We start from the raw sequence: 20328 nt of genomic DNA on the forward strand, positions 1-20328 counted from the left end.
ATCAATGGAGATAATAAGTTAATATTTTAACTTGATAAACTTCTAAAGTCTGCTAAAATAGAAGAAAAATAAAATTTACAGAGATAACATTGTGAACAGGAAGGCAGGGTGAATACATATGATAACATTAAATGATTACTTATATTCCGGAGATACCGTATTAAAGATATTGCAGAATTATATAGAAGATCTGCGAAAAGATGCAAAGAAAAATCATAATGAAATTGATCTGATCCACTGTAACTTCCTGATCCAGATCAAGGAATTACTGGAACATAACGATTTCCTCACAGCCCAGTCACAGAAAATCAGAGAGTTTTATAAATATATGACAAAAGAGTATCCATTTTTGGCATTCACAGTAAAAGGAAGAATTAAATCATTGATTCGTGCTGAGGAGAAATTTAACGGGTATATAGTAGAGTACATTTATGACTATTACAGCAAACACGGAACTTATCCTCCAATTGCAGAGCTGAAGAACCGTTTAAGCTGCTTTCGGGACCTGATTGCTTATCGTATCGTGATCTCCCTGCCGAAATGCCACCTGGCACCGGGACAGGATAGGGGTACAGAAGAATTGAAATATTTGTATGATATTGCAAATAAACTTCCGGGATTTCTTGAAGAAAGAGGTTTCACCGCAGAACCGGCGAACGGAGTAAAGTTAAGCCACTCCCCGTTACTGGATGACGTCGCGAAACCATATTACAGAGACTATATTTCAGAGAAAAAAGAGTCCGATTATCAGTCCTTACATATCACATTTTATGATAACAGCTCCCGCTCTTTCCTTGAAGTGCAGATCCGGACAAAAGATATGGATGATGTGGCAGAAATCGGCACGGCGAACCATCTGGGATATGAAAAAAAACAGGAAAGCGAACGCGCAAGAAGAGACGCAATCCCACAGGGAGAGAGCGTCTATTTCGACGAAGCCTACGAAAGAGGAATGCGCCTGTTAAACCTGGATCTCACACAGTTGGATGTGAATATGTTTGCAGCAGTAAGTAATAGTTTGATTAACGACGGGTGCGGGTTATACAGAGGTCGTTTGATTTTACCGTATGAACATCTGTCCAGATTTCAGAATGATCTGATTGACTGATAAGGGAGGCTTTTGTGCGAGGACGATATAGGGGTTACTGATAGTGAAGTATTGGGTTGAAGATTTATGTTGGAAAATATGAGCTGGATGATAAATATGGTATAGGTAAACTTTTATTAGATTTTATCAAGAACAAAAATGTTAGATTACGATTAAATGTATACCAGAAGAATACCAGAAGAATACCAGAAGAATACCAGAAGAATACCAGAGCTCTCTCGTTTTATCAAAGAGAAGGGTTCGATATTCAGTGTGAAAGATTAGATGATGTTACTGGTGAAAAAGAATACACAATGTTGTGGCAGCAGAAATAGAAAGCAGTTTTTGGGGGAGAATTTTATATGGAGTTCAAAAATAAAGTAGTGATTGTGACGGGAGGCGCGCAGGGCATTGGAAAGACTATTGCAGAGGAATTTCAGAAGCAGGGGGCTCTTATCTGCAGCATTGATAAGCAGCCCGGAGTTTACTTTACCGGTGATCTTGCACAGCAGGATACATTAGAGAAATTTGCTCAAAAGGTAATTACCGAATATGGTCATGTGGATTATCTTATTAATAACGCATTACCGTTGATGAAAGGAATTGACAACTGTTCTTATGAAGAATTCAATTATGCATTAAAAGTAGGTGTTACGGCACCATTTTATCTGACCAAACTGTTTCAGCCATATTTTTCTGAAGGAGCTGCCATTGTTAATATTTCATCTTCCCGTGACCGCATGAGTCAACCGCAAACAGAAAGTTACACCGCAGCAAAAGGCGGAATTTCAGCATTAACTCATGCGTTGGCAGTCAGCCTTGCAGGAAGAGTACGAGTCAATTCAATCTCTCCGGGATGGATAGATACTGACTTTACCGAATATACAGGAGCAGATGCAGTGCAGCAGCCGGTTCATCGTGTGGGAAATCCCATGGATATTGCCAACATGGTACTGTTTCTTTGCTCTGAAAAAGCAGGTTTTATCACAGGCGAAAATATTTGCATTGACGGTGGTATGACAAAACAAATGATTTATCATGGTGATTGTGGGTGGAGATTTGACATCTAAGTCACGTATTAGAAACACAAAATGTACAAAAGGAGAAGAACTATGAAATTTAAGATGATTCACGAAAATTACAATGTATCAGACCTGGACCGATCTATTAAATTTTACAACGAGGCCCTTGATCTGCACGAAGTGAGAAGAAAGACTACAGATGATTTTATTATTGTGTATCTGAGCAACGATGTAAGTGATTTTGAGTTGGAACTTACCTGGCTTAAAGATCATCCACAGCCGTATAATCTGGGTGAATGCGAATTCCACTTGGCATTCAAGGCAGAGGATTATGAGGCAGCGCACAAGAAGCACGAAGAGATGGGGTGCATTTGCTTCGAAAATGAAGCGATGGGAATCTATTTCATTGTAGATCCAGATGGATACTGGCTTGAGATTCTGCCGTAAAGCTGGTTGAGAAATCGAAAAAAATTTGCAACCCTGGCATTCTGGCCGTTTGGAAAGCAGTTTTTCAAGATGGCAAGACTTTCTTTCATGCCATTTGGGGCCAGTGTGATAGTATAGAATACAAAATTTAATGTAGCGATGATTGTAAGATATAATGTGGATAGAAAAGTATATTTATATGATATGGTGAATATAAAAAAAGAAACGAATATATTTTGGAAATCATTTTACAATTAAATGAGTAACTTCAATGAAAAGCCAGCCCAGCTATTCATCGGAAAGACTATAGAAAAGCCTGGTTCAGATACACTGATTAATTTCAGTGCGTCCGAACCTGTTTTTTTTGTTCCATTTGCAACGCTCGCTTCCAGGAGATTTCAATGACAAACCTTCTCTCATAAGGTATAATACTAAGCAGAGCATTTTGTTTTGCTCATCATGAAATGAGAGGGAGTTCTATTTCAATGGATGTGAATGTGATCAATGAATTGCAAAACGGCCTAAGTGCCGCATATATAAATGGTTCCGTGGCGGCGAATCTGGCATATAAGCCAGCATTTGTATCGAATAATCCGGAAGAGGGGAAGAAGGTTATTTCATCTGTAGAGGATGAATTACTGCGCTGCGATGAGTTTCAGATCAGTGTTGCATTTATCACAATGGGTGGTGTGACACCGCTTCTGCAGACGTTAAAAGAGCTTGAGGAAAAGGGCATTAAAGGACAGATTCTTACAACAAATTATCTGAACTTTAGTGAACCGAGAGCACTTGAAAAACTTAATAGTTTGAAAAATGTTACTTTGAAAATGTATGACGTGGAAGCGGCTGGAAATGGTTTCCACACGAAGGGATATATTTTTAAAAAAGAAGAGATTTATCGAATCATCATCGGAAGCTCTAATATGACAAGTGCGGCGCTGACGGTAAATAAAGAGTGGAATACAAAACTAATTTCTACGGAAAATGGTGAGGTTGCGGAAGAAATCGTAGAAGAATTTCAGAAGTTATGGAATAGTGAGTACGCTTTACCATATAATGATTTTTATGAAGTCTACAAAGAACGCTACAATATTATAAAACACCAGCGGGAAATCGCAAAAAGCGAAGAAATCCCGTCACTGGAAAAATATAGATTAAAGCCAAACTCCATGCAGGAGAGATTTATTGCGAACTTGCGAAAGATTCTGGAGCAGGGAGAAGAGCGGGCATTGCTGATCTCTGCCACGGGAACAGGAAAGACCTATGCATCCGCATTTGCTATGCGTGAGCTTGGTTTCAAAAGAGTGTTGTTTTTAGTACACAGGGGGCAGCTGGCGAGGCAGACGAAGAAGTCCTACGAAAAAGTTTTTGCAAAATCTATTTCAATGGGACTTGTTGGAGCAGGTTATCGTGAATATGATGCAGATTATGTGTTTGCTACAGTGCAGACATTGAACCGAGATGAGCATTTGCTTCAATATGCGAAAGATGCGTTTGACTGTATCGTGCTGGATGAAGCACATCACGTTTCTGCTGAGACATATCAGAAAATAATGAAACATTTCACGCCAAAGCTGTGGCTTGGAATGACAGCTACACCGGATAAGAGGGATGACAACATTGCGGGAAGAAATGTGTATGAAATCTTCAATTATCAGATTGCCTATGAGATCCGCTTGCAGCAGGCGATGGAGGAGGACTTACTTTGCCCGTTCCACTATTTTGGCATAACTGATTTGTCGATTATTGGTGATAATGAAGAATGTAATTGCGATTTTTCTATGCTTACGAGTGATGAGCGCGTGAAGCATATTGTTGCCCAGGCAGATTATTATGGTTACAGCGGTGAGAAGGTCAAGGGGCTTGTTTTCTGCAGTACTTTGATGGAAACGGAAGTGTTGTCTGCCAAGTTTAATAAGATGATCAATCCGTTGACTGGAAAAGAATTTCGCACGATCGCATTAAATGGAAGTGCGTCAGAGCAGGAAAGACAAACTGCATTTGAGCGGCTGGCGATGGATGAGGGCGATGCGACAGATGAGAATGAGCCATTGGATTATATTTTCTCTGTGGAAATTTTAAACGAGGGCGTGGATATCGTTGAGGTGAACCAGGTCATTATGCTTCGCCCGACACAATCGCCGATTGTATTTATTCAGCAGCTTGGCCGTGGACTACGTAAAGCAAAGGGCAAAGAGTATGTTGTTATTTTGGATTTTATCGGAAATTATAACAATAACTTTATGATCCCGATTGCGTTGTCCGGAGATCGCACTTACAACAAAGACAATATTCGCCGCTACATTATGGAAGGTGGCCGTGTAATACCTGGTGCATCAACCGTACATTTTGATGAGGTCAGCCGAAAAAGGATTTTCTCATCCGTAGACAATGCGAACTTTTCGGATATTAAACTGATAAAGGAAAATTATACGAACCTTAGGGGCAAACTTGGCAGGATTCCGAAGTTGTGTGATTTTGACACGTATGGTGAAATGGATGTCATCCGCATTTTCGATAATAAAAGCTTAGGATCGTATTATAAGTTTCTTGTGAAATATGAAAAGGATTATAAAATTCGCCTCTCAGAACAAGAGGAGAAGGTGATCGAATTTGTGTCTAAAAAGTTGGCAAATGGAAAGCGTATTCAGGAGCTTCAACTGTTAAAACGTATACTTGCTTATGTACAGGGAACGGCGCAGATTGGTTTGTTTGCCGGGCTTTCGGAAGACATGAAGCATTACGGGAAGAAAATCAGCCAGAATCAGAAGGAAAATCTTGTAAATGTTATGACCAATGAATTCCCAGCGGGGACAGGGAAGAAGGCTTATTCGCAATGCATTTTCATTGAGGAAGATGAAAATGATTATAAGCCGACAAAATCCTTTGCGGAGATGGCAGTGCACGAAGATTTTTATAACATTCTTGATGAATTGGTAGATTTTGGAATCAGCCGTTATAAAAGGGATTACAAGTCAAGTTATGAAGATACGGATCTGGTGCTGTACCAGAAATATACTTATGAAGATGTTTGTCGTTTATTGAATTGGGAGCAGAATGAAGTGCCTTTGAACATTGGTGGCTACAAATACGATAAGAAGACAAAGACATTTCCTGTATTTATTAACTATGACAAATCAGCAGACATCAGCGATACCACAAAATACGAGGATCATTTTGTGAAAGGATTCAGAAATCGCTTGATCGCTATTTCCAAATCCGGAAGAAGCTTAAAATCGGAAGATGTCCAGAATTTCCTCAAAGCAAAAGAACGTGATATTCAGGTAGAGCTTTTTGTGCGAAAGAATAAGGACGATAAGATTTCGAAAGAGTTTTATTATCTCGGACATATGACGGCAAGTGGAAATACGAAAGAATTTATGATGGCGAATACAGAAAAAACGGCGGTGGAAATCGAATGGATTCTTGATGTGCCGGTGAGAGAAGATATTTACGAGTATATCGTGAATGCGTAGAGGAGGAACAGATGAAGACAATAAAAGTAGTTGCAGCAGTTATCTGCGACAATATGAAAGAAAAGAATAAAATTTTTGCAACGGCTCGTGGTTACGGTGAGCTGAAAGGCGGCTGGGAGTTTCCTGGAGGAAAAATCGAAGCAGGTGAAACACCTCAGGAAGCATTAAAGCGAGAAATCATGGAAGAACTGGATACAGAAATTAAGGTAGGGGATTTGATTGATACTATAGAGTATGACTATCCCACCTTTCACCTTTCCATGGATTGCTTTTGGGCAGAGGTCACAGCCGGTCACCTGGAATTAAAAGAAGCGGAAGCTGCAAAATGGCTTACGAAGGACCAACTGGATAGCGTTGCCTGGTTACCGGCAGATGTCACTTTGATAGAGAAAATTCGAAGGAACATGGAGAACTGATTTTTAACATTATTTTCAGAGGAATTGCTATGATATACACAGTAAAACGAATTGAGGAAGACCTGGACTTCGGTTGTGAAGAGCGACCGAAAGGCATGCCAGTCATGGCAATAGTGACGCTTACGAATTCTTCAGGAGAAGAAATAAGGATAAAAGCAGAGGATGCCATGCTCTATGAATGTAATATTAATGAAGGGGACAAGGTTTGCTTTGATGCAAATAACAAGTTGGAAAAAGTAAAATAAAAATTGTAGAAGAACCAGAGAATATATTTGGATAAAGAAAACCAATGGCTTTGACTGTTATCAGTCTGCACCATTGGTTTTTTTAGTTCTGCTAATTCCTGAACAGTAATGGTTGTTGGAATTTTTGTACAGCCATTTGGTGTAAACTGATAACATTAGAAAAAGAAATCAAGGGGGAACTGGCAGATGAAAGGTTATAACACAAGCAACGGATATATGGGATACGTAGAAGACAAATACATTTTATTTGCCAGTGAACAGGAATATTTCGAGTTTATGCACTACAGGGGTTATATCTATGTTATACTTGAGTTGGTATTAAAGGATTTAGTGAGGACTTGATTGATGCTGTAAAATTAATCTTGAGCCGATGAGAAAGATTTCAGGTCAGGATAAATAAGAATTAGAAATTAAATACAGGAGAAAATAAATGGTAAAGCAAATAGTAAGAGACATTTTCTTTTTAGGCCAGCCATCCGAGCCGGCCACAAAAGCTGATATCCAGGTTGGAAAGGATCTGCAAGACACACTGCAGGCGAACCGGGAACGGTGCGTTGGTATGGCTGCAAATATGATTGGTATAAGGAAGAATATCATCATTGTGAATATGGGATTCATAGATGTTGTGATGTTCAATCCGGTGATTGTTTCAAAGCGTGATATGTATGAGACAGAAGAAGGCTGTCTGTCCCTGGATGGTGTTCGTAAGACGAACAGATACCAAGAAATAGAAGTAGAGTATTATGACTTCAACTGGAAAAAACAGCGCCAGAAATTGTCAGGATGGACGGCGCAGATTTGCCAACATGAAATTGATCATTTGTCCGGAAAAATTATATAACCAAAGCGGATTGCGAGGTGACGGATATGCTGAAAAATGTATTGATCGTGGTGGATGATATAGAAAAATCCATAGAGTTTTATAGGGACTTATTTGGACTGCAAGTGATTCTTAAGAATGAAGGTAATGTGATCTTATCGGAGGGACTTGTTTTGCAGGATGCCGGTCTATGGGGGAAGACGCTGGATGAGACTTCTACGCCATTCAATAACATGATGGAACTGTATTTCGAGGAATTTGCTATAGATGGATTGATTGTAAAATATGAATCTGGTAAGTATTCCGTTCGATATGCCACAGAACTGACAGAACTTGCAGGTGGGCAGAAGCTTGTAAGACTGTATGATCCCAGTGGTAATCTCATTGAGGTTCGCACTCCATTTATGTCTAATTAAAGGAGAAGATATGCAGATTTTTGTTGATGCAGATGCCTGTCCGGTAGTTGGTATTGTTGAAAAAGTTGCAAAAGAGCACAATCTTTCGGTAACGTTGTTGTGTGATACCAATCATGTGTTATCTTCTGATTACAGTGAAGTGATTGTAGTTGAAGCCGGAGCAGATGCAGTGGATTATAAACTGATCAGCATTTGCCATAAAGGCGATATTGTTATATCACAGGATTATGGAGTGGCTGCAATGGCACTTGGAAAAGGGCTCACAAGGTCCAGTGGACCTTGGTTTTGAGCCGACCGAAGCGGAGCGTAGACCTTATGCGATTCATCAATCTGGGAAATGGTATACGAATGAGAATATTGACCAGATGCTTATGGAGCGGCATCTGAATAAGAAGGCACGAAGGGCATCCGGAAAGAATCATGTAAAAGGCCCAAGAAAACGAACAGCGGAGGATGATGAGCATTTCAGAGAATCCTTCGAGAAAATGATACATATGGCAATGGATAAGGAGATGTAATCACAAACGGAACACAGGAGAATCGGGAGGTGTAGAATGATGGAAAAGAAAAGAACCTATATTGCAATTGATCTTAAGTCATTCTATGCGTCTGTGGAATGTAAAGAACGAAATCGGGATCCTTTGACAATCAATCTTGTGGTTGCGGATAAAAGCAGAACAGAAAAAACAATCTGTCTTGCGGTATCTCCAGCCTTAAAGTGTTATGGGATACCCGGAAGGGCTCGTTTATTTGAGGTTGTTCAAAAAGTAAAAGAAGCCAACAGCGCCCGCAGGTGGAGAGCACCGAACAGAACATTTATTGGTTCTTCTGATGACAGTACAGAATTAAATATCAATCCTGCACTGGAGATTGATTATATTGTTGCTCCTCCCCGGATGGCTCTCTATCTGGAATACAGCACCAGGATTTACAGCATTTATCTGAAATATATTGCGCCGGAAGATATTTTTCCGTATTCGATTGACGAAGTATTTATGGATGTAACGGATTATCTGCATACTTATAATATGACAGCAAGCGATATTAAATGTGAAGAGTGGTAAATGTAAAAACATATACAAAGAATATAGAATGTTTCACTAGTACAGCGAAAATTAAGTTTCTGCTATATTGGCGTAGGATTTCACACTCTGATGGGCTAGATTAAGATGCATTATTTTAGAGGATTGCTATAGTTCTGGCAGTAGAGGACACAAGGTTGAAGAAATCAGACCGGAATTCTTTGGCGGGACGAAACCATGTTATAAGAAGAATTGTATTTTGAGAGGAGGCTCTTATAAATGTTGAACATTATTTATGGAGATGTGAAAAACAGTATTTATAATACAAATGTTTATTTTAAAAACAGTTATGAACCAGAATGGCTTGATGCAGAACTGGCGAAAAAGATGATTAAAGATATTGATGATTCAGAAGTATTGAGTGGTGAATGCATTAACAGTCCGGTGTTGGGACAGATTCCTCCTGAAAGACTGTCAGGAGGAGTGAAAACATTGTTGCTGATTTTAAATGAACCGGATCGTATTTTCAATGCCTCGACCTGTGGCGATAACTGTGCAAAATGGATATTGGAAATAGGCAGGCTTAAAGATGTTACCATTAATCTCAGACATATGATGAGTTTTGGAAAAGACACAAAATTTGAGATAAAAGTCCAAAATGGAGGAGAAACGGTCCATTCAATGAAGGAACTTGTTCCTATAGCAAATAAGTATTTAAATGAAATGAAACAGGAGTAGTGATTATGAAAGGTTCACATAGAATCATTGTAGAATCCAGAAAAGTGAAATATGATTTTGTAATTCATAGGAATATTACAATCATTACTGGTGACAGTGGATCAGGTAAGACTGTTTTAATTGATCTTATACATGATTATGGAAGATATGGTGCGGATAGCGGTGTATTTCTTTCCTGTGACTGCCCCTGTAAAGTGATTGATAGTGAGGATTGGGAAAGAAAGATAGAAGAAACAACAGGAAGCATTATTTTTATTGATGAAGGAAATCGCTTCCTAGTTTCAAAGAAGTTTGCACAGCTTGTGCAGGGATCTGATAATTACTTTGTACTGGCTACAAGAGAAAAGCTTCCGGCATTGCCATATAGTGTAAGTGAAATATATGGATTTCGCAAATCTGGAAAATTTCATGATGCGAAACAGAAATATAATGAGATTTATCATTTGTACGGTGAAATATCAGAGGAAAAGAATATCAATCCGAAACTTGTAATAACAGAGGATTCCAATTCTGGATTTGAATTTTTTAAAGAAATGTCCAGACAGAAGGGTGTGAACTGTTTTTCTGCTATTGGGAAGTCAAATATCATCAGACAGTTGGAACAGAGAACGAATGAAGAGGGCACAATTTTGGTCATCGTAGATGGAGCTGCATTTGGTTCAGAGATGAAAGATATCAGTGAATGCATTAAAACACAGGGAAACATTGTACTCTATGCACCAGAATCTTTTGAGTGGTTGTTACTTTCAACAAAGGAAATACCGGAATTAAAAGTAGAAACAATACTTCAGAATCCAGAAGAATATATAGACAGTAAAGAGTATGTCAGTTGGGAACGATATTTTACAGATTTATTGATAGAAAGTACCAGTAAGAATTTTATATGGGCATATTCGAAGAAAAGGCTTACAAAGGCGTACTTTGCTCCAAGAATAGTGAATGCGGTAAAAACAATCATGAAATTGGTAGACTGGGAAAAATCATTCTGAAAAGTCAGAAAAAAGCTTTTATTATCGTATTACGTGATATAGAAATGCCGAAATGAATGATATGCAAAATCCTGCTGATAAGGAGTAATAGATGACAATGGATGTTTCACTTGTAATTGGTGGTTTAAAAGGAATTTTAGAAAATTTATGTGATAATTATTCGGATAGTATTATTGGGCAAGCGGCAAGTACATCTCGTGATTATTTGAAAAATAGAAATGTTGACTCTAAAATTAATGAGGCTGCTTCTTGTTTAACAGGATTGAAATGTAGAGATAACACATTATTTTTGAGCGATTTGCAAGCGGCATTTTCTAAAGACAATCTGCGAGCGATTTTAAAAGAAATTCGAAAAGATGATGCTTTTGATATGGAAGAAGCATTGAGACAAAAATTAAATGATTTATGTGAGGCATATTATGTTGATAATGCTGATAAGATAATTGATTCATTGGTGCAAATGTTTTTTGAACTTACAGCAATGAATAATCCTGAATTGGAAGGAAGATTATTTTTTAATAGGCTTTCACGTAAGCAAGAAGAATTAAAGACTCTACTAACTACTGGACTATCGGAAATTAAAAATGAACTGAGTTCTATATCTGGAGTTTCTTATGGATTAAGAAAATCAGATTATGAACATGTTCATATAGAAAATGGAACAGTGATTGGTGATGACAAGGATTTGTTCACGTGGAACCTAAAATTTTATCAGACGGATGGGTTGTTTGGTAGCAATGAAAAACGGAAAGCCGAAGTTATAGGATTAACAAAACATTGGAAGGAAGAACGTGAGTTATATCCGGGATGGTATATTGCCCCAGTAGCTAAAAGAGAAATATTAGCGTCATATACCAGAGATGAATCATTATTGTGGAAGACAGCTGAACTGTCCATGCAAGAAAAAATAGATTTTGCATTTGAATTAGTATGGAGACATGAAACAGGATTTATTGTGTTTTCACAAATACTGCAGAACCATATTTTTGAACTGTGGAAAGAGTATAAAGATAAAGGCGACTGGTCAGCTCAGGATAAGAACGAAAAATGGTTTTACATTGGTCAATCACTATTGCGTGAATATAGAGAAGACATGAATTGGAATTCGTGGCAAAAAGTATTCGATGTGATGAAAAAAAGTGCTGCAATAATGGAAACCGGAAATGAAGAACTTGAAATGGAATTCATAGTTCATCTCTTTTATAAAATGCAAATATCTGATGTTCGAGATAAAATACAACAGTTTTCCTGTGAAGATAATAGGTATGCATTGCGTTTGAATAAGGTTGGTCTAATGGCAGAATGTGGTCTGCTTGAAAGTGCATATTCAGAATTGAAAACACTCATTGCTGAACTAGAAGAATCCATTGATAGCATGCCAAAAGAAAAAAATAAGGATTTTGTACAATGCGGATCTATTTTATCTGGTGCATACGAACTTTTAGCATTTGTAATTCAAGGACTTCATCCATTTGATAAAAATGAGGAGCTTCATGTAGCATGGAATGGAATAGAAGATTATTCTCGATTTTTTGATTTCGAGAAGGAAAAAAACCAATGGAATAATTATTTGTATAATTACTACTGTAAGCACAAGGAAGAACCTTTTGAGATAAATCGAGAAATAAGAACAATCACATGGGGGAGCAATGGATTTGGAGAAATCTATAGTTTTTATAGAGTATTGACAAGAATTGCAATGCCGCTGCATATTGGTATGACAAGACTTCTTTCACATCGGGAAATAGAATTTATTAACGCACTATTTATCAATACTCCGTCATTGGGATTTTTCATGTGTATGAGATCAGGAAATGACAAAGTAGTTAAATCTATTATTTCACGTAAAAATTGTATCAGTGCCGGTTTTGATATTTGTAGAAAATTATTTGATTATGCATTTAAATGTATCGAACAAAATATCGAAAGTATCAGCGTAAATACTGCAAGAGGTAATGCGTATACTCATTTGCTGAATAATGGGTTGGAAATACTTAGAAGATTAGTTTCGGTAGCTTCTTTAGTTCAGCAAAAAAAATTATTGACACTGATGTGCAAGTTAATTGATACAGATATTGTGCGTGAATACCGTGTAATGGATAAATGGATTTATCAGATTCTTTGTATCATAGATGAAAATATTAAATCACAGTATTTAAACGAAATATTATTATCTTCAACAAAAAACAGAACACATATAGGTGAGGATAGATCAACCGATCCTTTTGATGTGATTTCTGCCAGTACCCTTGCAAAAAAATACTATGAAAAAGCAAATATAGATTCGACTATTATAGATGATTTGATAAAATGTGCTAGTGAATCGGATGAAGATTATTGGGCGATTATTCCGCGTTTAAACAAATTAAGAGAATGGTCTCTATTATCAGCTGAACAATTGGCGGATTTACGCGAATTAATTTGGAAAAATGTAAATGAAGACACAGGACTTCCGAATTTTAAGGAATACTACGCCGCAGCCTTTTTGAAGTGGCCAAGTCCAGAGGGAAGAGATGTTAAGACCCTTGTACGAAACTATATTATGGATAATAAGTTTTATGATAATCTGAAATCCAGAGGACTTGAATCAGTTACGATGGGCGAGGCAAGAATATTTGCAGAACTTCAGTGTATGAATTATTTGTGCCCTGATTTATTGGAAATTGCGGATATCGAAATCATCCTTAACAGATTTATTGAGTACTGGGAAATCGGTAGGAGCGGATTTGATAATAATGAGCATAGGGATTTTTATTATGATGAGTTTTATGATAGATATCAAGCACTGGAGCGAGTAATTGGAAGCTTTTCGTTTGAAATAGATCAGATGAATTCTGGTTTAGTAGTGTCGTTATTAAAAATGCTTGATGAAATGAGCGAATATGGGATAAATACTTTAGAATCAAGAGCTCTTTTATTTAGCAAAGAAAGAATAGAAGCTGAATTAGGAGAAAACATTATTGATCAATTCTATAGTGATGATAAGAATAAAATAGCAGATGCGACGAATGCTGCTGAACATATTATTTTGAAGTGGCCGGAATTAGATACAGCAAAAGAATTGTTGATCGAGCAAATAAGACTTATAAGATATGGGAAACAGCCTGGATTACAGATGTTTTATATTTCTATACATAATTTGGCATATATGGGGGTGCTTGATTTATCAGATGAAATTCTTATGCCATTAGATAAGGCTTTATTAGAGTGTGCAGAGCATACGGCTTATGAAAAAATAAAGGAATGTACAGAAAAAGAGATAAAATCTACAATAAATCTTCGTTCCGCATGTGCAAGAACTGCTTTTCAAATAGATAAGTGTATTTCGGAAAAACCAGATGCACCGGTATTGAAAGGCATTGAAAAATGGAAGGAAATATGTATTGGAAGATTGTCAAACAATGAATTTGTAGAGGTTAAGAGACAGTGGCTTTTATAGATTAGAGGATTATATGCTAATAGACAAGATTGCTTTATTGTATCTCCGAGACGGAAAGATTCTGAGTTTCAGAAGTAGAGGAAAAGACATATATTACAATCCCGAAGGAAAAGAGAAGGCACAGAAACAGATATGCAGATACTGGCGCGATATAGCGATATTGGAAGATACAGTAAAGTTGAAGCACAGGCACATTATCATCAGGAAGGAATCACTATGTGGATAACCTGGTATATGGCTAAGTTTGCTCGTGAGTCTAGATACCAGGAAATAGAAGTGGAGTATTATGACTTTAACTGGAAAAAACAGCGCCAGAAATTGTCAGGATGGACGGTACAGATCTGTTAGCTGAAATTAATTATTTGTCCGGAAAGATTATATAACATGGAAATAGATGTGTTACGGAATTATGTACGATTCTGGACCGAGAATATGGTATCAGTACGGACCGGAAGATGTAAAGCAACATTATAAAGAATATCTGCAAAGTGTACTTCGAAACTATTAGTTCTGGCAGCAGGAAAAAATTATTCTGAAAAGTCAGAAAAAACCTTTTCTATTATCGTATTACATGGTATACTGAATACCGAAATGAATGATATGCAAAATAGGATTTTATGCGTTAAGTGTTCGGTGAATGGGGAGTTGTCACTGAAACGAAAAGTACGTCTTACGGTATATTATCCGCACCCGTTGCAAACAATATAAGAGGATATCTCATATTGTGTTAGGGAATGTTTTCGACATACATTCTATCACAATTGGAGATATCCTTTTTTTACTGAATATCCACTTGAGTGTGTTCAAAAGGATAATCTCCATTCAAAAAATACAAAGGAGGTTATTTTTTAATGGTTGACAAGCTGAAAATTGAGCAGGCAGTCCGTCTGCTTCTGGAAGGTATCGGTGAAGATATCACGCGGGAAGGTCTGATCGATACTCCTGACAGGATTGCCCGTATGTGTGAAGAAATTTACGGAGGTCTTGGCCATGAAGCGGACCAGCACCTGTTGAAGCAGTTTCCTGTAGAGAATAATGAAATCGTGTTGGAAAAAGACATCACCTTTTACTCCATGTGTGAGCATCACCTGATGCCTTTTTATGGAAAAGCTCATCTTGCATACATCCCTAACGGCAAAGTTACCGGTTTAAGTAAACTGGCACGTACAGTAGAGGTTTATTCCAGAAGACCACAGATTCAGGAACGCCTTACTGTTCAGATTGCAGATGCTTTAGAGCGTACTCTGGATCCAAAAGGAATTATGGTAATGCTGGAAGCGGAACATACCTGTATGACCATGCGCGGAATAAAAAAACCGGGCAGCAAAACAATCACTACTGTAACCCGTGGTGCATTTACAGAAGATAAGGAACTGCAGAAAATGTTCCTTTCTATGGTAAAAGGATGAATAACAATTTTTTAGATATGGACCGTGTCAATCAGATCTGGGGGCACCCGGTTTATCAGGAACACTATAAAAAAATACAGGAACTCGAGAGTGAACGGAGCTTCTGCCGTCATACTACTGAACATTTTTTGGATGTTGCACGGCTGATGTACATTTATGCACTGGAGGAACATCTGGAGCTGCACAAAGAGCTTATCTATGCAGCAGCACTTCTTCATGATATCGGACGTGCACAGCAATATCAGTACAACATTCCCCATGATATTGCAGGAGTAGAAATCGCAAGGGAAATTCTGACAGATCTGCACTTTACAGAACAGGAAAAAGAACTGATTCTGTCTTCCATTGGACATCACCGAAAAGGAGATTCCTGCAGTACGCTAACAGCACTTCTTTATAAAGCGGATAAGCAGTCCAGAAATTGTTTTTTATGTTCCGCTGCTTCTGAATGCTATTGGTCTGATGATAAAAAAAATATGAAAATTGAATACTGATCTTTCTCATAAGCATAAAAGAAAGGATGGGCTCTGCTCATGAAAATTGGAAACCGTTTTTTTGATACTAAGAATCATACTTACATAATGGGAATCTTAAATGTTACCCCTGATTCCTTTTCGGACGGCGGCAAATGGAATCATATAGATGAAGCTTTGAAACATACAGAGGCAATGATTGCTGATGGTGCAGATATTATTGATATCGGAGGCGAATCTACACGTCCCGGCCATACACCTGTCAGTGCTGATGAGGAAGCGCAGAGAGTTCTCCCTGTTATTGAAGCGGTCAAAAAGCATTTTGACATTCCTGTTTCTGTAGATACTTTTAAGAGTAGTGTTGCTGAAAGCTCTATTCAGGCAGGAGCTGACCTGGTTAACGATATCTGGGGATTAAAATATGATCCGAACATGGCAGCTGTAATCGCAAAATATGATGTGGTCTGTTGTCTGATGCACAACAAATCTAATACTGAATATCAAAACTTTCTCATTGATATGCTCGCCGAAACACAGGAATGTGTCAATCTTGCAAGACAGGCTGGCATTAAAGATGAAAAAATCATGCTTGACCCGGGAATTGGTTTTGGAAAAACATTTGAAATGAATCTGGAAGCAATGAATCACCTGGAGCTTTTTCAGAATCTGGGATTTCCGGTTCTCCTTGGTACATCCCGCAAATCCATGATCGGACTGGCGCTGGATCTTCCTGTAGATCAGCGGGTAGAGGGGACTTTGGCTACCAGTGTAATTGGCGTCATGAAGGGATGCTCTTTTGTCCGTGTCCACGATATTAAAGAAAACAAGCGTGTGATCCAGATGACAGAAGCAATCTTAGGATGCAGATAAATTGCTGGCACAAAACAGATGGTAAATATAAATAATATACAGAAAGGCTTTACTGTTATGGATGAGACCAGATTAGATAAAATAGAAATTAAAGAGCTGGAGGTTTTTGCAAACCATGGTGTATATCCCGAAGAAAATGTTCTGGGACAGAAATTTGTTATTTCTGCCACGCTTTTTACCAGAACACGTCTGGCGGGATTAACCGATGAGTTGTCTGCCTCCATAAACTATGGCGAAGTCAGCCATATGATCACTGATTTCACCAGAAAACATACTTATAAACTTCTGGAATCTCTTGCAGAGAATCTTGCAGAAATGCTTCTTTGCTCTCTTTCCGGACTTGAAAAAATCACTTTGAAGATCGAAAAGCCCTGGGCACCGGTTGGTCTTCCTCTGAAAACCGTATCTGTGGAAATTACGCGGAAATGGCATACTGCTTACATTGCTTTTGGCTCTAATATGGGTGATAAAAAGATGTATATAGACAATGGAATCCGTGGTCTGGCAGAGACAAAAGGATGCCGTATAGAGGCAATTTCCGATTATCTTATCACAGAACCTTACGGAGTTACTGATCAGGATGAATTTTTAAATGGAGTCCTGAAAATGCGGACACTTCTTACTCCAGAAGAATTGCTTGTGCGACTGCATCAGTTAGAACAGGAGGCAAACAGAGAACGTATCATCCACTGGGGACCAAGGACACTGGATCTGGATATCTTGTTCTATGATCAGGAAATCATTGATATGCCAGATCTTCATATTCCCCATATTGATCTGCACAACCGAGATTTTGTTCTTGTACCAATGAATCAGATTGCTCCGTATCTGCGACATCCTGTATTAAATCAGACCATTTCACAGCTTCTGGACAGCCTTCTGAACAAATCTGAAAATACTGCAAAATACCGTTAGAAGCCTTTACAAAAAGTTCAAAAACCAAAGCCGAAATTCTGGCGTTTCTTGAGAGCGCATAAATAGTTAATGCCATCATTCGCAGCATGTGATTGATGGCGCGTTTTGGTTTGAGTAGGAAAAACATGAGAAGTTAGCATAGAAAAAGAGCCTCTTTTGGGCTCTTTTTCTATGTTAAGAATACAGGTATCGAAATCAAACTGTAATATTAGCAAGACCGTAATTGAAAAACGACAGTTTCATAAGGTTTGAGTGAGAGAACTTCACCATGGAAAGTAATCGTGCTTTCTTCATAATTGGAAATAATTACAGGGGTATCTGACTGTAATTCTACCTCTGTTTCTTTATATGCAAATTCCTGTGTCTCTTTCGAGAAGTTGTGCACAGCCATCCAGGTTTCACCCTGATAGTTTCTGGTATATGCGATCACTGGTCCTTTTTCCGAACAGCAGAGCTTGAAATCTCCATGAGCCATTACCGGATGTTCTTTACGCAGAGCAATCAGTTTCTGATAAAATCTGAAAACAGAGTTGTCATCTTTCATCTGGCTGGCGGCGTTGATTTCCTTATAGTTTGGATTCACGCCAATCCATGGTTTATGCGTTGAGAAGCCTGCATATAAGCTGTCGTCCCACTGTACAGGAGTTCTTGCGTTGTCACGGCTGATACTCTGGGATTCAGCCAGTGATTCTTCCGGGGAAGAACCCTGCTCGATCATGGTCTTATAATAATTGCGGGTATCAATATCGTCATAGTCCTCAATTGAAGGATAAGCAACATTGGTCATTCCAAATTCTTCACCCTGGAAAACAAACGGAGTACCAGGAAGCGTATGAAGATAAGCTACCAGCATCTTGGCAGATTTTTCCCAATATTCCTTATCATTTCCATAAAGAGAAACCTGACGAGGTTTGTCATGATTGCTTAAAAATCTTGCCCACCATCCGTCTTTTTTCAGAACTTCGTAATCTTTCTTAAGGTCACGTTTCATTTTCTCCGGTGACCAGGTCTGAATTTCTACGATCGGAGGAACAAAAGGAATGGACATATTAAATTCTTTGCTTGCAGCACTGGAATAATTGATAGCATCCTGTTCATTGTTAATGTTGACTTCTCCGACTGTCATCAGGTTATCCGGAGCCATGGTTTCAGCTACCATTTCCCGGATGTAGCGATGGGTTCCTTCCAGATTCACGCATGCTATGGTACCGATTGGCTCATTCATATCTGCACGTCCGTCCAGACCTTTATCCAGATAGCTGATGGCATCAATGCGATATCCGTCGACACCTTTCTCATTCCAGAAACGGATAATATCAAAAATTTTCTCTTTGGTTTCCGGGTTATCCCAGTTCAGATCCGGCTGTTCTTTGGCAAAGAAATGAAGATAGTACTGTCCTCTTTCCGGGACATATTCCCAGGCGCTTCCGCCAAAAACAGACATCCAGCAGTTTGGAGCACCACCGTCCGGCGCAGGGTCACGCCAGATATAGTAATCACTGTAAGGGTTATTACGGGATTTCTTTGATTCCTGGAACCATACGTGTTTATCAGAAGAATGGTTCAAAACCAGATCCATAATGATGGCAATTCCACGTTCATGTGCACCATCGCGGAATGCTTCCCAGTCATCCATCGTTCCGAATTCTTCCATAATTGAGAAATAATCCGAAATGTCATAACCGTTATCTACATTTGGAGAAGCATAAACAGGGGACATCCATACAGCATTGATTCCAAGCTCTTTCAGATAATCCAGCTTCTCGATCATTCCCTTTAAATCACCGATTCCATCGTTATTTCCATCTTTAAAACTTCTCGGATAAATCTGGTAGATTACCAGATCCTTATACCAGTCTTTTTCGTGTTTCATAAAAGTATCCTTTCGTCAGGCATACCAACAAGTTAATTCAAGAAATCAACTTGTTGGTATACTAATTGCATAAATAAGTTCTGAAAATATTATATGATATTGTGCAAAAAAACGCAAGGCGGTATTTGAGAGGAGAACAGGGCGGAATTGCTCTGATGGATCATACAGGATGGTTTTATGAACCTGAAGCTATCGGTATGGAAACAGCGTGGAATAAAATTCATTATAATCCGATCTTCGGAGAAGCGAAAGAATGGGATTTTGCAGGATATACGCCACAGGTAGTTGTTGTTGCAATCGGACAGAATGATAACCATCCGGATGATTATATGAAAGAAGACTATCATAGTGAAAAATCCATAAACCTGCGCTTCGTGCCAGAATGATTCTTGATGGAGATGAAACAAATGTAATACTCCTGGATGCAAACACCGATCAAACGTATAACAGATATGCTCTTTTTATTAATGCAGAGAAGCTTCAGCTTTATCTTTAAAATCATTTCTAAATATCAATGCAGCCCCGGCAATAAATACAAAACAGATTACCCATGTAACCGGTTCGCAAATGCAAACGGCAATATAGCCTTTTACCGGTACGATCCAGAAAGCAAAGATAATTTTACCAATCAGTTCCAGAACACTGCAAAGCAGAGGCGAAAGCTGATGGCGCATTCCCTGGAGAGCATTTCG

The 20328-nt window shown here is 38.5% G+C and carries 19 protein-coding genes, 4 pseudogenes and 1 riboswitch; of the genes and pseudogenes, 21 read left to right on the top strand and 2 right to left on the bottom strand.

What is annotated here, in order from left to right:
- The first annotated feature begins 118 nt into the window (after window positions 1-118).
- The 20 genes and pseudogenes from AC058W_RS07030 (at window position 119) to folK (ending at window position 17763) form a co-directional block, all read left to right on the top strand.
- Window positions 119-1108 (top strand): nucleotidyltransferase family protein, encoded by a 990-nt coding sequence (locus AC058W_RS07030; RefSeq protein ID WP_118137960.1) that lies wholly within the window; start codon window positions 119-121, stop codon window positions 1106-1108.
- A gap of 56 nt (window positions 1109-1164) precedes the next feature.
- Entirely contained in the window at window positions 1165-1422 is a 258-nt protein-coding gene (locus AC058W_RS07035) for a GNAT family protein (RefSeq protein WP_479389880.1), read from the top strand.
- Between the two features lie 27 nt (window positions 1423-1449).
- Entirely contained in the window at window positions 1450-2157 is a 708-nt protein-coding gene (locus AC058W_RS07040) for an SDR family oxidoreductase (protein ID WP_479389881.1), read from the top strand.
- 42 nt (window positions 2158-2199) lie between these two features.
- Window positions 2200-2556 carry a VOC family protein gene (locus tag AC058W_RS07045; RefSeq protein WP_020993711.1) on the top strand — a complete coding sequence of 119 codons (357 nt, stop codon included), beginning with the start codon at window positions 2200-2202 and terminating at the stop codon, window positions 2554-2556.
- Window positions 2557-3020: 464 nt separating this feature from the next.
- Window positions 3021-6011, top strand: coding sequence for a DEAD/DEAH box helicase (locus AC058W_RS07050; protein WP_479389882.1), 2991 nt, complete (start codon window positions 3021-3023; stop codon window positions 6009-6011).
- A gap of 11 nt (window positions 6012-6022) precedes the next feature.
- Window positions 6023-6427 carry a (deoxy)nucleoside triphosphate pyrophosphohydrolase gene (locus AC058W_RS07055; protein ID WP_019163307.1) on the top strand — a complete coding sequence of 135 codons (405 nt, stop codon included), beginning with the start codon at window positions 6023-6025 and terminating at the stop codon, window positions 6425-6427.
- A 29-nt stretch (window positions 6428-6456) separates the two neighbouring features.
- The gene (locus tag AC058W_RS07060) at window positions 6457-6672 is read left to right on the top strand and encodes a hypothetical protein (RefSeq protein ID WP_118338408.1); all 216 of its coding nucleotides are present in this window, start codon (window positions 6457-6459) and stop codon (window positions 6670-6672) included.
- Between the two features lie 186 nt (window positions 6673-6858).
- Window positions 6859-7014 carry a hypothetical protein gene (locus tag AC058W_RS07065; RefSeq protein WP_181991564.1) on the top strand — a complete coding sequence of 52 codons (156 nt, stop codon included), beginning with the start codon at window positions 6859-6861 and terminating at the stop codon, window positions 7012-7014.
- 88 nt (window positions 7015-7102) lie between these two features.
- Complete coding sequence (locus AC058W_RS07070) at window positions 7103-7513, top strand: peptide deformylase (protein ID WP_119242346.1); 411 nt, start codon at window positions 7103-7105, stop codon at window positions 7511-7513.
- Window positions 7514-7539: 26 nt separating this feature from the next.
- Window positions 7540-7908: a VOC family protein gene (locus tag AC058W_RS07075; protein ID WP_479389883.1), complete on the top strand. Its 369-nt coding sequence runs from the start codon at window positions 7540-7542 to the stop codon at window positions 7906-7908.
- A gap of 10 nt (window positions 7909-7918) precedes the next feature.
- Window positions 7919-8426 (top strand): annotated as a pseudogene (locus tag AC058W_RS07080) (YaiI/YqxD family protein).
- Between the two features lie 39 nt (window positions 8427-8465).
- Window positions 8466-8954 (top strand): annotated as a pseudogene (locus AC058W_RS07085) (Y-family DNA polymerase); the annotation flags it as partial.
- Window positions 8955-9209: 255 nt separating this feature from the next.
- Window positions 9210-9668: a DUF4869 domain-containing protein gene (locus AC058W_RS07090; RefSeq protein WP_479389884.1), complete on the top strand. Its 459-nt coding sequence runs from the start codon at window positions 9210-9212 to the stop codon at window positions 9666-9668.
- Window positions 9669-9673: 5 nt separating this feature from the next.
- A complete protein-coding gene (locus AC058W_RS07095) occupies window positions 9674-10657 on the top strand; it encodes an ATP-binding protein (RefSeq protein WP_479389885.1) in 984 nt (327 codons plus the stop codon).
- Between the two features lie 91 nt (window positions 10658-10748).
- A complete protein-coding gene (locus AC058W_RS07100) occupies window positions 10749-14096 on the top strand; it encodes a hypothetical protein (RefSeq protein ID WP_479389886.1) in 3348 nt (1115 codons plus the stop codon).
- A 249-nt stretch (window positions 14097-14345) separates the two neighbouring features.
- Window positions 14346-14479: pseudogene (locus tag AC058W_RS07105) on the top strand (peptide deformylase); the annotation flags it as partial.
- A gap of 218 nt (window positions 14480-14697) precedes the next feature.
- Window positions 14698-14794, top strand: a riboswitch (THF riboswitch).
- A gap of 153 nt (window positions 14795-14947) precedes the next feature.
- Window positions 14948-15505, top strand: a complete 558-nt coding sequence (folE, locus tag AC058W_RS07110) for a GTP cyclohydrolase I FolE (RefSeq protein ID WP_026648569.1) — start codon at window positions 14948-14950, stop codon at window positions 15503-15505.
- Complete coding sequence (locus AC058W_RS07115) at window positions 15502-15999, top strand: HD domain-containing protein (protein WP_479389887.1); 498 nt, start codon at window positions 15502-15504, stop codon at window positions 15997-15999. The genes folE and AC058W_RS07115 overlap by 4 nt, the downstream gene beginning before the upstream one ends.
- Before the next feature lie 39 nt (window positions 16000-16038).
- Window positions 16039-16848 carry a dihydropteroate synthase gene (gene folP, locus AC058W_RS07120; protein ID WP_479389888.1) on the top strand — a complete coding sequence of 270 codons (810 nt, stop codon included), beginning with the start codon at window positions 16039-16041 and terminating at the stop codon, window positions 16846-16848.
- 18 nt (window positions 16849-16866) lie between these two features.
- Complete coding sequence (gene folK / locus AC058W_RS07125) at window positions 16867-17763, top strand: 2-amino-4-hydroxy-6-hydroxymethyldihydropteridine diphosphokinase (RefSeq protein ID WP_242986805.1); 897 nt, start codon at window positions 16867-16869, stop codon at window positions 17761-17763.
- 208 nt (window positions 17764-17971) lie between these two features.
- Here folK and AC058W_RS07130 read toward each other — a convergent pair whose 3' ends face one another.
- Entirely contained in the window at window positions 17972-19636 is a 1665-nt protein-coding gene (locus AC058W_RS07130; protein WP_479389889.1) for a glycoside hydrolase family 13 protein, read from the bottom strand.
- Between the two features lie 125 nt (window positions 19637-19761).
- Here AC058W_RS07130 and AC058W_RS07135 point away from each other — a divergent pair, with 125 nt between their 5' ends.
- Window positions 19762-20022, top strand: coding sequence for a hypothetical protein (locus AC058W_RS07135; RefSeq protein ID WP_118247324.1), 261 nt, complete (start codon window positions 19762-19764; stop codon window positions 20020-20022).
- A 78-nt stretch (window positions 20023-20100) separates the two neighbouring features.
- On the opposite strand, the pseudogene AC058W_RS07140 reads toward AC058W_RS07135, so the two are convergent.
- Window positions 20101-20328: pseudogene (locus tag AC058W_RS07140) on the bottom strand (MATE family efflux transporter); the annotation flags it as partial.

The organism is Blautia sp. CGZ-1-C1 (assembly GCF_056504575.1).